Source organism: Streptomyces rishiriensis (genome assembly GCF_030815485.1).
Taxonomy (GTDB): domain Bacteria; phylum Actinomycetota; class Actinomycetes; order Streptomycetales; family Streptomycetaceae; genus Streptomyces; species Streptomyces rishiriensis_A.
This window is the reverse complement of sequence record NZ_JAUSWV010000002.1, coordinates 8,269,808-8,285,242: the sequence shown is the minus strand read 5'-3', so window position 1 is coordinate 8,285,242 and position 15,435 is coordinate 8,269,808. Positions and strand designations below refer to the sequence as shown.

The 15,435-nt window shown below is 72.4% G+C and carries 11 protein-coding genes; 5 read left to right on the top strand and 6 right to left on the bottom strand.

The genetic code is table 11. The features are described 5' to 3' along the window. Positions 1 to 172 precede the first annotated feature (172 nt). On the top strand, positions 173 to 394 hold the full coding sequence (locus QF030_RS39030) for a hypothetical protein (RefSeq protein ID WP_307167294.1): 222 nt from the start codon (positions 173 to 175) through the stop codon (positions 392 to 394). 528 nt (positions 395 to 922) lie between these two features. After that, complete coding sequence (locus QF030_RS39025; RefSeq protein WP_307167293.1) at positions 923 to 1,603, top strand: class I SAM-dependent methyltransferase; 681 nt, start codon at positions 923 to 925, stop codon at positions 1,601 to 1,603. Positions 1,604 to 1,893: 290 nt separating this feature from the next. Here the strand turns inward: QF030_RS39025 and QF030_RS39020 are convergent, their stop codons facing one another. Next, positions 1,894 to 3,645 (bottom strand): eCIS core domain-containing protein, encoded by a 1,752-nt coding sequence (locus tag QF030_RS39020; protein ID WP_307167292.1) that lies wholly within the window; start codon positions 3,643 to 3,645, stop codon positions 1,894 to 1,896. Between the two features lie 245 nt (positions 3,646 to 3,890). Between QF030_RS39020 and QF030_RS39015 the strand changes: the two genes are divergently transcribed. After that, on the top strand, positions 3,891 to 4,433 hold the full coding sequence (locus QF030_RS39015; RefSeq protein WP_307167291.1) for a DUF1707 SHOCT-like domain-containing protein: 543 nt from the start codon (positions 3,891 to 3,893) through the stop codon (positions 4,431 to 4,433). A 191-nt stretch (positions 4,434 to 4,624) separates the two neighbouring features. Here the strand turns inward: QF030_RS39015 and leuE are convergent, their stop codons facing one another. From leuE to QF030_RS38995, 4 genes are all read right to left on the bottom strand, one after another. Then, entirely contained in the window at positions 4,625 to 5,275 is a 651-nt protein-coding gene (leuE, locus tag QF030_RS39010) for a leucine efflux protein LeuE (RefSeq protein WP_307167290.1), read from the bottom strand. Between the two features lie 187 nt (positions 5,276 to 5,462). After that, a complete protein-coding gene (locus tag QF030_RS39005; RefSeq protein WP_307167289.1) occupies positions 5,463 to 5,672 on the bottom strand; it encodes a hypothetical protein in 210 nt (69 codons plus the stop codon). Between the two features lie 312 nt (positions 5,673 to 5,984). After that, positions 5,985 to 10,709: a cation-translocating P-type ATPase gene (locus QF030_RS39000; RefSeq protein WP_307167288.1), complete on the bottom strand. Its 4,725-nt coding sequence runs from the start codon at positions 10,707 to 10,709 to the stop codon at positions 5,985 to 5,987. A 9-nt stretch (positions 10,710 to 10,718) separates the two neighbouring features. Next, a complete protein-coding gene (locus QF030_RS38995) occupies positions 10,719 to 11,336 on the bottom strand; it encodes a hypothetical protein (protein ID WP_307167287.1) in 618 nt (205 codons plus the stop codon). Positions 11,337 to 11,771: 435 nt separating this feature from the next. Between QF030_RS38995 and QF030_RS38990 the strand changes: the two genes are divergently transcribed. Further along, positions 11,772 to 12,884: a PP2C family protein-serine/threonine phosphatase gene (locus QF030_RS38990; RefSeq protein ID WP_307167286.1), complete on the top strand. Its 1,113-nt coding sequence runs from the start codon at positions 11,772 to 11,774 to the stop codon at positions 12,882 to 12,884. Positions 12,885 to 13,022: 138 nt separating this feature from the next. Here the strand turns inward: QF030_RS38990 and QF030_RS38985 are convergent, their stop codons facing one another. Then, positions 13,023 to 14,399, bottom strand: coding sequence for a serine hydrolase domain-containing protein (locus QF030_RS38985; RefSeq protein WP_307167285.1), 1,377 nt, complete (start codon positions 14,397 to 14,399; stop codon positions 13,023 to 13,025). A 114-nt stretch (positions 14,400 to 14,513) separates the two neighbouring features. Between QF030_RS38985 and QF030_RS38980 the strand changes: the two genes are divergently transcribed. After that, positions 14,514 to 15,209: a TetR/AcrR family transcriptional regulator gene (locus QF030_RS38980; protein ID WP_307167284.1), complete on the top strand. Its 696-nt coding sequence runs from the start codon at positions 14,514 to 14,516 to the stop codon at positions 15,207 to 15,209. Positions 15,210 to 15,435: the final 226 nt, after the last annotated feature.

The window sequence follows — 15,435 nt, the reverse complement described above, 5'->3', positions numbered from 1 at the left end:
AACCAACCAACTTCCTCTCTCGGAGGCTCAGTTGCAGCAGGTCGCCCTACGGTGGAGCAGCACGACGCTTCTGCGCGTCTAGCTGCCTTCCGTAGCCGTCGTCCGACACCGGTCGCTCAGGTGACATGTGTCCGGATGCGGCAAGGGTTGATCCACAACTGGGAGGTTCTTCATGGCGGCGACCACTCCGTTCCAGCAGCAGGCCTGCAACCACCGCGCTTTGGAAGTCGTGTCCGTTCTTCTTCTCGCGACCGTGATCGCCCTCAGCGCCGCGGTCATCATGGTCGCGCAGGGAGCCGGTGCGAGCACGGTCCTCACCACCGGCGCGAGCCTCTTCCTCGGCGTGTTCACCGTCGGACTGGCCGCCGTCACCTACGTCAAGCACGGCGGCTGACCCCGTACGGACAGGGGGGAGGCCTTCCGCGGCCTCCCCCGCCCCATCCGCCGTGCCGGCCGAGTTCCGGCAGCAGCCCCCGTCTCGCACCTCGACCTCGGAGCCGGGCAGCCCAGGGCCCATCACGCTGAGCCACCGCCCGCCGCCGTGCCCGGCGCGGCAGCGGGCAGCTCCCGGCTACGACGGAGGTCCGCAAGCGGGCCGCCCGCGCCGCACCGCACGCCAGGCCGCCGTCGCAACCCCACCAGCACTGCGACAGCGACTCGGCAAGGTGCTCGACCGTGGCGTCGACGCGGCCCGGCAGGGAAGCGTCGTCACCGTCCAGAGCCGCCGCGCCGGACAGCCGGCCGGGCAGGCTCCGGACACCCGCCTGTCCAGGTCCCCGCCGGCGACAGCCATCCGCCGGGCAAGCGGCGACGCCCCGTCGGCCGCGACGAAGCACGCCGCCTCCTCGCTGCTTGGACACCGTTTTTGCCGGACCGGCAACAGCAGTGGCGTGAGCGGGACACGATGGGCGACCGTGGGCCCGTGACCGACAACATCGCGGTAGGACCGCCCGCTCCCGATGCCCCCTTGCCCACCGACGGATACGTCGGAGACCCCGCCGTGCGCGCGGAGTGGGACAACCGATACGCCGACCGGCAACAGCTGTGGAGCGGCCGGCCCAACGGTGCGCTCGTCGCCGAGGTCGCCGGGCTCCCAGCCGGGCGGGTGCTCGACGTCGGCTGCGGCGAGGGCGCGGACGCCGTCTGGCTCGCCCGCGCCGGCTGGGAGGTGACCGCGCTCGAGGTCTCGGGCGTGGCGCTGGAGCGGGCCGCCGGGCACGCACGGGACGCCGGAGTCACCGTTCGCTGGGTACACGCCGCACTCACGGAAGCGGCGCTTCCGCCGGCCTCCTTCGACCTGGTCTCCGCACAGTACCCGGCCCTGCTGCGCACCCCGGACGCCGCAGCCGAGCGAGCGCTGCTCGCGGCCGTGGCGCCCGGCGGCGTGCTGCTGCTCGTCCACCACGCGGGGATGGACACCCACCAGGCGCACGACAGCGGCTTCGACGCCGCAGACTACGTCTGGCCCTCGATGGTCGCCGCACTGTTCGACGACGACTGGGAGGTCGAGGTCGACGAGCAGCGGCCGCGCCCGGCGCCGGACGGCGGCGCCGGCGCGCACCATACCGACGACCTGGTGCTGCGGGCGCGTCGGCTGCGCTGAGGGCACCTCCGCGTCTCGAAGGCGCCGACGCGCCCCGTTCGGGGCGGTGTCGACCCGGGACCGAGGCTCTTCGGCGTTCTCGCGAGCCGAGGTCCCGGCGTCGGACTCACCCGGCTCCCGCTGCCCGCCCGGGAAGCAGTGGACGTCCACACAGCGGTTGGGCGTCACCAGCACCCGCCTGTACGGACCGGACCCCGGTCCCCTCGTCCGGAACAGCCGCGTTCTGCCCCGTCCGGGACCCTGGCCGCACACCGAGGCGTGGGCCGGACGGGTCCCCTCACGGTCTCGCCTCAGACACTCGTGTCCATCGGTTCCGCGCTCGTGACCTGCTCGCTGTCCGAGGCCGAGGAGTCGGATTCGGAGCCGTACCCGGTGTCCACCCGTTCCTGGCCCTCGCAGTCGACCCTGAGGCTGACATGCGTGCCGCCGCCCTGCGTCGCCGCTTGGTGGATCCGCAGCGCGAGCAACTCGGCGCCGTCGACGGTGTAGGTGGAGAGTCCGATGTTGGACGCCTTGCTCGGCCAGTACGGGCCGGGGCGCTTGGAGTCGTCGCCGGCGAAGAGTTCCATGTAGCAGACCATGCAGGGCCGCTTGACCCCCGAGATCGCGGAGATGCTGTCCGCCGGCGCGCTCTCCACGATGCGGCGCTCGGCGTGCAGGCCGTCCGTGGCGGAGTCCTCCCGCTTCTCGGGCACACTCACCGAGCCACCGAGTGCCTGAAGCACCGCACCGTACGCCTCCATGCCCGTCCTGTCCTTCAGCAGACGCGAGGCCAGCTTCTGCGCGTGCCGTTGCTCGCGCGCCGAGCGGCTGGCGAGGTTCGGCTCGTTGTGCAACAGGATCGCGGTGAGGAACGCCTTGGCGTTCTCCTGCCCCGCGTACAGGTCGGAGAGCGCCTTGTTGGCGCCGTCCTTGTTCGACGAGATGTACAACTGGTACCTCTTCGCTGCGTCGCCGTCCATCGTCTCGTCCTGGACGGCGCTCAGGCCCGCCTGTACCTCTTCGGGCTGCTTGCGCTGGTCGTTGAGGTAGTTGAAGGTGACGGTGGAGATCCAGCGCAGGGCCTGGTCCACGCGTTCAGCCGCGAAGGACCGTTCCTTCCTGATGTTCTCCGTGCCGTGATACATCTTGCTGAGGGCGGCGCCCTTGAGCCCTTCGCTCGTCGCGTGGGCGGGGGCGCTCGCGGAGGCGACCGGCAGGTGCACCGTCTTGTTCTGCGCCCCGCCGTACTCCTTCCAGCCGTGGTTGTCCACGAGAGCCTTCGTGATCGCCTGGGCCACCGTCTTCGCCTGGCCGCCCTTCTTGGATCTGGCCTTGGCGCTGGAGGCCGCGGGCATCCGCTGCACGCTCTGCCGCTCGCCGGTCCCGACCGCTGTCCGCTGTACCGGAGCGCCGTGGCCCGCCGCGCCGGGCAGCGAGAGGTCGGGGGCCGAACCCTGCGCGACCAGGCGCCCGTTGGCGGACGACTGACGCTCGAACGCGTCACCCGGGTCGGACACCTTCACGCCCGAGCCGTTGTCGGTGCCCGCCACCGGGCCCTGCGACTGCTGCCGGACGTGGTCGAGTTCGTGGAACATCGTCTCGTCGTCCACCTGTGACGAGCCGAGCACGATGTGGTGTCCGACGGTCATGGCGTGGGCCTTGAAGTCGGCGCTGGCGCGCTGGGCCGTCGCGTCGTTGTGCACGCGCACGTGACCGAGCGACATGCCGTACGCCTGCTCGGCCTTGGCCTGGATGCGCGGCTCCAGACCGCTGCCGCCGGATCCGGTCACCTCGGCCAGCGACACCTGGCGCTGCACCGCGGCCTGCTGCGCCTCGTCGGTCTCCGCGGCCCGCTGGACCGACCGGTCCGCGTGACCGCAGCCGGGGCCGTGCTCGTGCCGCTGTTCCTCGATGGCACGCGTCACCGCCGCGTTGCCCGCCGAGCGCTGGAGGGCGAGCAGGCCCGCCGCCGGTCCCGTGAGCGACGACCGTGCGGAGCCCCTCCCGGCCTTGGCCCGGCGAGTACCACCCAGGTCGTTCTCCTGGTCCTGCGCGCGCATGGACGCTCCCTTCAGCGACAGACCCATGTGAACCAACCACTGTGCTCGACCGGACGCGACCGGGGTAAGGGCCTGGGGGGCAGTGTCGGGGGCCGATCGGGCAGGATCACCTGGGCGGTCCGGCGGAGCGTGTGGCGAGGGCTGACGTGGTGACGACGGGCGGCCTGCCTTCGCGGTGGCCGAATGCCCTGCCCACTACGGACGTTGGCGGGTTCGCACCGCCGGGACGGCACTACAGTGAAAGGGTGACCGCTCTGCCGGAAGACCAGCCGCCACTGATCGGCGAAGACGACCGCGACACGGCCGTGCGGCGCCTTCGGGAGGCATACGCCGAAGGTCACCTCTCGCACGAGGAACTGGACGGACGCCTGCACCAGGTGCTCACCGTCACGACGCACGACGAGCTCGTGTCGGCCCTGGCGTCGCTCCCGGAGGAGAAGGCGGAGACCACGTCCACGATCGCCGCCGCCGGCGGGCGGATCAAGCGTCGCGGCGTCTGGCGAGTACCTCGGAATCTCAAGGTCGAGTCCGCGTTCGGAAGGGTGCGTCTGGACCTGTCCCGGGCGGTCATGGAACATCCCGTGGTCGACATCGAGTTGCAGCTCGGCACTGGCAGCGCGAAGATCACGGTGCCGAGGGACGCGATCGTCGAGTACGAGGACCTGCACACCGGGTGGAAGGACACGCGGTATCGGGCCCGGCGGAGTTCCGGCCCCAGCGGGCCGCGGATCCGGATCTCCGGAGCCTTGGGGTTGGGACGGCTGACGATCCGCCACGCGCGGCGTTGAGGTTCTGTCCGGCACCAGGCGCGAAGTGCGCCGCCCTCGGCGGGTTCACCGGCGACACTCATGGCGGGTCAAGTCAAGGCCCCAGTCAACGGCCGGGAGCGAGACGACCGCCTCCTGTGTGTGGCACGGCCGGACGGCACGATCCCTCTGGACCATCTTCAGGTGTCGTACGGCAAGGTCGCCGCCAAGAGTCAGGCGCCGGCCAGGGAGAGCTTCACCGCGAACCCGAGGAACAGGGCGCCGGCCGCCGAGGTGGCCCCCGCCGTCAGCCGCTTGCGGCGCCGGAAAGCGCCGGCCAGCCGGGTGCCGCCGAAGATCAGGGCGCTCAGGTACAGCACGCTGGCGAGCTGGGCGAACACCCCGAGGACGACGAAGGAGAGCGCCGGATAGGCGTACCCCGGGTCGACGAACTGCACGAAGAAGGCGACGAAGAACAGGATCGCCTTGGGGTTGAACAGGCTGACGACCAGCGCCCGCCGGAAGGGCCGTTCAACGGCGACCGCAGCAGGGCTGTCCTCGGCGAGCACCGGCTCACGGCGCGTGCGCCACATCCCCCAGGCGGCGCGCAGCATCCCGACCGCCAGCCAGCTCAGGTAGCCGGCGCCCGCGTACCTCACCACCGCGAACAGCACGGCGTTGGCCTGGAGCAGCGAGGCCACCCCGGCCGCGGAGAGGGTCATCAGCACGATGTCCCCGCACCACACACCGGCCGCGGCCGTGTACCCGGCCCGTACACCGCGCCGTGCGGCGACGGACAGGACGTACAGGGAGTTGGGCCCCGGCAGGAGAACAATCAGGGCGAGACCTGCCAGATAAGTGGGAAGATCGATGACTCCGAACATGCGGATCAGTTTCGCACGGAGTCGGGCACCCAGCAGGTGCGGAACCACACCCGGGCGAGCGCCGTGACAGCCGTCCGGGAGCGGACCTCCACCCGCCTCCCCCCTCTCGGCAAAGGGCGCCCGAGTCGTCTCCACTCCCTGCCGTGCGAGCCGGCCCGCGCCGGTGACCGACCACAGGCTCCGTGTGTCAGGGAGCGGCCTCGCTGACTCCTGTGGCGAGTTGACCCACCACGTCCAGCACGCCCTGGCCGAACGCCGTCGGGGCCACCACCACTCCGAACGCCAGGACGATGAGCACTGTCAGCTTCTCGTCGTTGCGGCTGCGGGCTTCGGTACGGCGGCCGAGCCGCACCACGATGATGACCGCCAGCAGCACCGCCACATTGATCGTCAGCACGAAACAGTCCCCTCCCGCACACGCACGAGTACTTGCCGTCCAGGTGTAGTCAGCACGACCGCCCCTCGGTGCCGGCTCCTTCGCGGATGGCAACAAAGAGCAGCCTGATGGGCCGGAACCGCAGTGTTGCGTGCGCGACCCGAGCGCCGCTGCAGCAGCACTCGTTCGCGGCCGACGCCGACGGGCGGGCGCGACAACAGCGGCGCCACGTACCGGCGGTGAGGATCGCGGGGCGTCACCCTCCCCTTCGCCGCTTCCCGCTGGGGGAGCCCTGCGCTCGGTGCGAGGTGGCCGTCCTGGTGCGGGCTTTCGTCAGCCCAGTTGTGCTGCCAGAGTCGGCCACCGCTCGGTGAGCGCCTCCTCCACCTTCGGCACGGCACGCTGCCCGGCCACCGCCAGGGCGATCGCCGCCGCCACTCCGGCCCAGGCGAGCGGGCCGAGGGGTGTGCAGCCGAAGAGCTGGCTGGCACCCGGTGTCTGGACCAGCACGACGAGAGCGACGGCGGAGCCCAGGGAGGTGGCACGGACGAGGGGGCTGTCCCGGCGGTCGGTCAGCGTCTGGGCGAGTTGCGTGCCGACGACCGCGCACAGGGCCATCGTCGTCGAACGGCGCGCCGTGCCGGGCGTGAACCGTCCGAACAGCCAGGCCACAGTAGCCCCCAGACAGGTGGTCAGGGCGCGGTGCCGGATCTGGCGGATGAGTGGAGCGCCGAGAAGGGCCGTGCCGAGGGGGGCGTCCGCGTCCGCGCCGGTCCTCTCTCCGTCCTCCTCCTTCTGCGTCCTGCTCGGTGTCACCGCGACCGCCATCGCCGGGAACAGGTCGGTGAACAGGTTCACCAGCAGCATCTGCCGGGTGGACAGGGGCGCGGCGCCGGACAGGAGCGTGCCGAGGATGCCGAAGCCGACCTCGCCCGCGTTGCCGCCGATGAGGATGGCGATGGCGTCCGCGACGCTGTGCCACAGCGCGCGGCCTTCGTGGACCGCCTCGATGAGCACCGACAGGTCGTCGCCGGTGACGACGAGGTCTGCGGCGTTGCGGGCGGCAGCCGAGCCGCGGGCGTTGATGCCGACGCCGATGTCGGCGGCGCGGATGGCCGCGGCGTCGTTCGCGCCGTCGCCGACCATGCCGACCACCCGGCCGGCGTCCCGGAGGGCCTCGACGACCTGGAGTTTCTGCTCGGGCGCGACCCGGGCCACGACGTCCGCGTCCCGTAGCATCCGGGCGCGGGCCGAACGGTCCGCGGCGGCCAGTTCGTCACCGGTGACCACGCTCGCGTCGTCCGGCCAGCCCAGGTCCGCGGCGATGGCACGGGCGGTCTGCGGATGGTCGCCGGTCAGCACGACCGGTCGCACGCCCGCCGCACGCAGCCCGCGCACCAGGGCCGGGGACGTCTCGCGCGCCACGTCGGCCAGCGCCAGCAGCCCGGTGAACTCCAGGTCGCCCAGGGGCGCTTCGAGTACGTCCTGCGCCTCCTCGTCCTCCCTCAGTGGGCGCCGGGCCACCGCCAGGACACGGAGCCCGTCACCGGCGAGCGCGTGTGCCTGGTCGGGAGCCTGGGAGGGGAGGTCGGAGCAGGTGGGCAGGACGGTTTCCGGGGCGCCCTTGACGACCAGGACGCGTGAGCCGTCCCCGGTGCGTCCGACGGCGGCGGCGTAGCCGCGGCCCGCCTCGAAGGGCAGTCCCTCGGTCTGCGTCCACCGCGGGTCGGGGCCGGCGGCGTCCAGGACGGCCTCGTCGGTGGCGTGCACCGGCCGGACCGAATCGCCGTCGAGCCGGGGACAGGCGCGGGCGGCGACGCGCAGCGTGTCGGCGGCGGCCGGCTCGTCGGGGGTGTGGACCGTGCCGTCCGCGCCGGCCACCCGTACCAGGCGCAGCCGGTTCTCGGTGAGGGTGCCGGTCTTGTCGAAGCAGACGGTGTCCATGCGGCCCAGTGCCTCCAGGGTGCGGGGGGTGCGGACGAGGAGACCACGGCCGCTGAGCCGGCGGGCGGCGGCCAGCTGCGCCACCGTGGCCACCAGCGGCAGCCCTTCGGGTACGGCGGCCACGGCCACCGCCACTCCCCCGCTCACCGCCTGCCGGATCGGCGTGCCGCGCAGCAGCGACAGGCCGGTCACCGCGGCGCCGCCCGCCATCGTCAACGGCATGGCTTTGCGGGTGAGTTCCTGGATCCGGGCCTGTACTCCGCCGGCCGACGGGACACGGGCGGCGAGGGAGACGGCCCGGGCGGCCTCGGTGCGGTCGCCGGTGTCCACGACGACGGCCCGGGCGCGTCCGGCCACCACCGTCGTCCCTTCGAAGACCATGCAGTGCCGCTCGGCCACCGGGGCTCGAGGGGCGGGGTCCGTGGATTTGCCCGCCGGCAGGGACTCACCGGTCAGCGCGGACTCGTCGACCTCCAGCCCGTCCTCCCACAGCAGGCGGGCGTCGGCGGGCACCACGTCGTCGGCCTTGAGGTCGATGACGTCACCGGGGCTGAGATTGGCCGCGTCCACGACATGGGGCTCGGCCGAGGGGCCCTCGTCCGCGACCCGCGCCTTCTGCTTCTGCTGCGCGAACAGCCCCGACAGCGCCCGCTCGGCCCGCAGCCGCTGGACGCCGCCGACCAGGGCGTTCAGATCGAGGGCGCCGAGGACCAGCAGGGCGTCCATCGCGGAGCCGAGAATCGCCGACGCGGCCGAACCGACCGCCAGGACCGGGGTGAGCGGGTCGTCCAGTTCGCTGCGTACGGCCCGGGCGAGTTGCAGCGTCCACTTGGCCGGGGCGAGCACCGGCAGTCGTACGACGGGGTCGACCACCGCGCGCATCCGGGCGGTCGCCTGCTCGGCGGCGGTCGGCTCCGGGGGCGCCTCGTGCGCCAGCCGTTCGCGTACGTCCTCCGGGTCCAGCGCATGCCAGGCCACCCTCGGCCGGGGATGCGGTGCACGGGCCACCGCCACGCCGACGGCCGCGCGCGCACCGGTGAACAGGGCCGCCGCGGCAGCCGCGTCGACCGGCGCGTGCCGTAGGCCGGGCAGCGGCGTAGGGTTACTCCCGCGGGACTCGCCGACGGCCACGAGCAGTCCGGACAGCGCGGCGCCGGACCGGGCCAGGGTCTGGGACCGGCGGCCTACCGCACGGGCCACCGATACGGCGGTCATCACCCGCCACACGTCGACGAGTCCCTGCGGGGCCAGGATGTCCGCGCCCCACACGACCTGACCGTCTCCGTCGGTGAGGGCGATGGCCACGTCGCCGTGAAGCAGGCCGCGGGTCACGTCCGCGTCCTCGCCCGGGCGGGGACGGGCGACCGTGAGGACGCCGCCCTCCGCGCGCAGTTCGTCCACCACTTCGCTCAACGGCCTTTCGGAACCGACTACTTGGTCGGCGAGCCCGGTGAACTCGGCCAGCGCGGGATCGTCCACCACGACGACTCGCAGCCCGGCCTGCCGAGCCGCGTCCAGCACGACCTCGGTCCACGGATCCACTCCGTCGCCCGGCGTACGCAGCGCGCTCGGATGCAGGACGACGGTGCCGGCCATCTCCAGCTGCCGCAGCCGGTCCGGGTCGCGCACCAGTACGCCCGCCCGGGACAGCGCGCCGCTCAGCACGGCGTGGAAGGCGGCGGGTCCGTACCGCGCGGCCTTGGGCGAGCCGGCCAGGACCGCCTCCGCCGCCTCGTTGACGTCGTGCTTGACGAGCAGCGTCGCCACCGCGCCCACGACACTGCCGGTCGAGGCGTGAGCGGCGTACTCCTGCGCCGGGGAGGTCCTGAGCGGCGGGCGCAGGGACGCGTCCGGAGGGACACTGTCCCGCTCCGGTCGGCACAGCTCATCGTGCACGGTCTCGAAGGCGGCCGTGCGCATCAGCGCCTCCGCCAGCTGGCAGCCGCGCAGAGCGCCGTCGAGGACCAGCGAGGTCGGGGACTGTCCCGCGCCGTGGACGGCCGCGTTCGCCACGGCCAGGGCCACGTCCATGCGGGCACTGCCGAGCCGGAGACGCAGCCAGGACCGGAAGCGGGGGTTCTCGCGCAGCAGCGTCAGCGTCGCCGTCGCCAGGCGGGGCGACGACGGCAGCCGCAGCGCGTACGCCGCCCACGCCGCCGCGATGCCCACGGCGTCGGCGGCGAGCGCCGCCGCGGCGGTGCGCACGGAAGCCGGATCGCCAGGGTGACCGAGTTCTTCCACGGTGCCGTCGTCCGGGACCAGCCCGTGCCGCTCGGCGAGCTCCGCCGCACGTTCCATGACCCGGTCGCCGACCGCGTCCTCGGTCGCCACCACGACCAGCCGCGCCAGCCCGCGGTCCCAGTACGCGAGCGCCACGTCCGGATGCTCGGCCAGATCCACGGCCACGCGCCGCGCGAGGTCCTCCGTACGACGGGACCACGAAACGGCACGCCCGGCACCGCCCGGCACTCCCTCCGCATGCTCCCCGCCGGCCGCCGCTCCCGCCGCATGCCCGCCGGCGCCCGGCGCCTTCGCCGCGTGCCGCTCACTGCCCGGCGCTCCCGCCGTCTGCTCCTCATCCTCCGGCTGTTCCGCGCTCTGCTCCGCACCGCTCGGCCGGTCCGTCGTCTGCTCCGCACCGCTCGGCCGGTCCGTCGTCTGCTCTGTTTCGGCCCCCTGCCGCACCGTGTGGCCGGCACCGGCCGATTCCCTCGCCGAGAGGGCCGCTTCGGCAGCCGACGGCTCCGAACCGCCCGGCCCCGGCCCACCCGTCGACTGTGCCGTCCGCTGTGCGTCGTCGAGCCCACCCGCCCTGTTCGCCGCCCGCTCGGCCCCCTCCGCCTGCCGCACCTCCTCCGGCGTGGCCTCTCGCAGCGCCAGGTGCGCCCTGGTGCCCGTTCGCCAGTCACCGGTGCCGCCGGGGAGGGCCGTACGGGCGACGCGGGCCAGCCGCAGCGCGAGATCCGCACCCCGTACCCCGGCCTGCGCCGTGCTCACCACCGCTCCGGCGGCCGCGCCCACCGCCGGCGCCGCACCTCGGGCGAGCAGGCGCGGCCCGGCCAGGACCACCCCGGCCGCGGCCGCCGTCGGACGTGTCAGCAGGCTTCCGTTCATCGCTCGTCCTCAGCCGCTCGTACCGGCACGCCGGGTGGTCGCCGAGCCGGGTCCGCCGCTTCCCGGGGTCGTGGCGGGTGTCGCCTCGCCGTGCGCGGGCAGTTTGTCGGAGGGCGTGGGGGACGACGCCTCCGTACCCACCGGTGAGGACTTGCCCGACCCCGCCATGACCTTCGGCGTGGGTACCGTGGCGGACGCGTGGCCCGCGACCGCCCCGGACGCGTCTGCGTCCTCCGCTCCGCCGCTGCGCGCGGCCTCACCGACCGTCTTCGTCGCCTCCTCGGTCTCCGAGGTCTCCTGCTCATTTTCGGTCCCCTGGGTCCCCTGAGTCCCCGGGGTCTCGCTCGTCTCGTGACTCACCGCCGGCTCCTCCCGGTGCTGCTGTGTCAGCCACGCCACCGCAGCCCCGGTGACCGCGACGGGCCACTCCACGACGCCCGCGACGCCGAGCACACCGGCGCCGGTGTACACCGCGATCCGCCGCCCACGCGGCGACACCGCTCCCACCTTGTCCAGTACGTCCTCGCCCGCCCGGGTCACCATCCCGGCGCCGGGCACCTTGCGCAGCAACGAGGCGGCTGCCCGCAGCGGCTGCGGGAGCCCCTGCTGCGACTTCTGCTCGACCATGGCTCTCCTCAGGTCGACACCTGACTTTGCGCCACCCGAGTTCCCCTACTTCGGAGAGTCACCCTGAGTCCCGGGATCCACCTCGATCCCGCGCCACGGCCGACGCGCTCGCCCCACGCCACGGCCGACGCGCTCGCCCCTCCCCGCCGGTTGCCGACACGGTCGCACCCCGCCTGTCCAGCCGCTCGCGAGTGACACCCCACGGACGGCTTCTGCGGCCCCCCGTGGGCCCGGCCTCGACACGGAACCGGAGCACCGACCGGTTGTCCGTCCGCCGGTGTGGCATCGGCAGGCCGTCGGGGAGCGCAGTGGGCTGCGTTGCGGGGCCGCCCCGCAGGGCCGCCCGTCAGTCAACGGCACGGTCAGGCCGACGGCCGCTGATCGGAGGGTGGCGGTCCCCTTCGCCGTCCACTTCATCCCGATAAGATCTAGATTATGATCAAGTCGGTACGGCTCCAGCACCGCCACCGTCCCTACGACGGTCAGCGGCGGGCCGTCCTGCTGTCACCGGTGTTCACCACCGTCCTCATCGCCGGGCTGGCCTTCGCCACTCCGAGAGAGATCGCCTTCAGCCGCCTCCTGCCCGCGGCGCCCGCCCTCGCAGCCGCACTGTGGCCCGTGCTCCCGACGGTCCTGCTGGGGGCGTGCTGTCTGCTGGTCATGATCGGCGTCAGTTTCGTCCACTCCGACCTCGGAACGCCGTACACGGCTGCCGCGATCACCGCGGTCACTCTCGCTGCCGCATACGCGAGCCATCTGCGGCTCCAGCGCGAGGAAACGCTCTTTCAGGTCCGGCTCGTCGCCGACGCGGCCCAGAAGGTGCTGCTGCGCCCGCTGCCGCACCGTATCCAGGGCATCGAGATCGAGTCGCTGTACCGGGCGGCCCAGGAGCAGGCCCGGATCGGAGGCGACTTCTACGAGGCGGCCGACACGCCGTACGGAGTCCGCCTGCTCATCGGCGATGTACGCGGCAAGGGCCTGTCCGCGGTGGGGGCTGCCGCGGCAGTGATCAACTGCTTCAGGGAGAACGCGTACGACCAGCCCGACCTGCAGGGTCTGATCCATCGCCTGCAGACCACCATGACCCGCTACAGCGCCACGATCCCCGCCGACGACAAGCAGGAGCACTTCGCCACCGCTCTGATCACCGAGATCCCCTACGGCAGCGGGCACGTCAAGGTGCTCAACTGCGGGCATCCCCCACCGGTGTTCGTGCAGCACGGACACGTTCATGTCCTCGAGCCCACCCGCCCCTCCACACCCCTCAATCTCGAGGCGCTGCTAGGGGACCACTACCACGTGGACACCGTCGCCTTCGTCCCCGGCGATCAGATGCTGCTGTACACCGACGGCGTAACGGAAACCCGCGATCGCAACGGCACCTTCTTCCCGTTGCCGGACTGGATGCGCCTGCACCGTGCGGCCGCGCCCCGCGAGCTGCTCAATCAGCTCCACAGTGACTTGCTCCGCTACGGCGGCGGAAGGCTCGACGACGACATCGCGGCCCTGGCCGTACGCTGCCGCCCCGTCTCGGCCCAGGAGCACTAGGAAAAATCCGCCACCTGTCGATGAGAGTGACCTTCGTGGTGGTTGGTGGTTGGAGACGGGTCGTCTCCGTGAGTCGGCTCTCGTGAGTTCTGGGTGCCGACAGGGAGCGGCTGCCGAGACCGCCCCTACCGGTGTGGGTCACGACGCTTCCGCGACCCGGCTGAAGAGCCGGCCGGCGAGGTCGACGCCTGTGATCGCCCCGTTCTCGTCGCGGGAGAAGTAGCCGCGCTGCCCCTTGAGGCCGCCTTCGGTGACGATGTACTCGTCGCCGTCGCCGGGAAGGAAGCCGATGTCCGCGGCCGGGTAGTCCGGGGGCATTTCCTCGTCCGATGCCTCGCGGATCTCCGGCTTGATGCCGACCGCCAGGGTGAGCCCGGTGCTGTCGGTGGCGATGCCGAGGTTCATGGCGTCGATCTCGTAGCGGCCGACGACCTGACGGGCTCGTCCCTCGTCGTACGGGAGCGGCTCCGCCGTCTTCTCGACGACGCCGAGGTAGTGCTCGAGCGCCCACCGCACGACGGACTGGTTGAAGGGGTAGCCGTCCGGGCCCACGTTGGCCAGGGAGACCACCGCGAAGTCGCGCTCGGGCACGATGAGCAGTTCGGCGAACTGGCCGTTGCCCGAGCCGCCATGGCCGATCCCGTGCAGGCCGTCCAGGTCGTGCAGGAACCAGCAGATCCCGAAGCCGTCGCCGAGCGTGCTGGCGCGCAGCCCGACGGTCTGCTCCCGCATGCGGTGCAGCTCCGCGGCGGACAGCACGCCGTCGCCGTCGCCGAGCTGGAACCGTGCCCAGCGCAGCAGGTCGCTCACCGAGGAGGCGAGGCCGCCGCCGGGGTTGTCGCCGCGCGCGCCCTCCTTGAACGCTGCCCAGAGCCGGGCGGGGCGCAGTTCGCCGTCGTCGCCGCGGTTGTAGCCCACCGCGAACTTGCGGATCATCACCTCCGCCAGCCCGTACACGGTGTCCTCGAGGCCCACCGGCTCCAGGACTAGTGAGGCCATGGCCTGCTCGAAGGGCAGGCCCGTGACCTTCTCGATGATCCGCCCGGCCAGGTTGTAACCGGCCTGGCTGTACGAAGCGCGGGCCCCGGGCGGTGCGATCAGCGGCAGCCCGGGCAGCTTCGCCACGAGCCCGGCCAGGGAACGGTCGCCCAGGCCGTCGTCGATCAGGTTCCAGTCCAGCCCCGCGGTGTGGTTGAGGAGGTTCAGAACGGTGATCTGTGCCGCGGCCTGCTCATCGGCCAGCTTCAGCTCGGGCACGTAGCGCCGCACCGGCGCGTCCAGGTCCACTTTGCCCTCGGCGACCAGGCGCATCAGCGCGGTCGCCGTGAAGGTCTTGGACACCGACGCCAGAGGGAACAGCGTCTTCTCGTCGACCGGCAGCGGGTTGCTGAGGCTCGTCACCCCGTGCGAGGCGTAGATCTCCTGCCCGTCCACGAGCACCCCGACGGCGACACCGGGAACGCCGAGTTCCGTGGCCTGCGCCTTGACGAACTCCGACAGCTTGTCCTGCGACATGGTTCCCCCTTCGAGCACTTGAACTAAGTACGAGACGGAGCGTAGGCGGTAGATCGAACTAAGTGCAAGAGGCTTCGAGGATGACGTGAACTAAGTTCAAGTAGGGTGGTGGCCATGCCGCGAGACACCCTGACCGTAGACAGAATCGTCCGTGCCGCCATCGAGCTGCTCGACGACGAAGGGCTGGACGGCCTCAATATGCGGAGCCTGGCGAAACAGCTCGGCTCGGCTGCCACGGCCGTCTACTGGCACATCAAGACCAAGGACGACCTGGTCCGACTCGCCAGCGACGCGATCTGGTCGGAGGTCGAGCTGCCCGATCTCGACGCCACCGACTGGCGCACGGCCGCGACCGCTCACGCCTCCGGCATGCATGCGATGCTCACCCGGCACCCCTGGCTCGTCCAGGCGTTCGGCAGCCACCTCCTGCACGGCCCCGGCCAGGCGCGGCACAACGATCTCAGTCTCGGCATCTACGAGAAGGCGGGCTTCGCCGCCGCCGACGCCGACCGGGCGGCCGGCGCCGTGTTCACCTTCGTACTCGGCAACGGGCTCGGCCCTGCCTCCCAGGTCTCGCTCAACCGCCGACTGAGCAGGACCGGCGCAGATGCCGGTCGACTGATGGCGGACGCCATGACACGCGCCACCGAGACAGCCATGCGATTCCCGCGCCTGCGCGAACGCCTCGGCACCACAGCCGCCACGGAGTACGCCTCGGCGCCGGACGAAACCTTCGCCTTCGGCCTGCAGTCCCTCCTCGACGGCTTCGAGGCCCGCCTCACCGCCGAGCGCGCCGGCCGGCGCGAGTGACCTGCGCCCGGACCCGCACCCGACCGGCCGGCCGACCACGGCCCCCTGCCGGTTTCACGTCGACGCACGAGCAGCGCGCGGTGACCGACAGAACGGGCACCGCCGCAGGCCGTGCCCTCCCGCGCCGCGACGGCCTTCGCCGAGCGCGCGAGGGACAACACCAGGTACCTGCAGGTCCCCGAACAGGGCACGGTGTACGGGGAGTTCAAGCAGCGGGCAAGCAGCG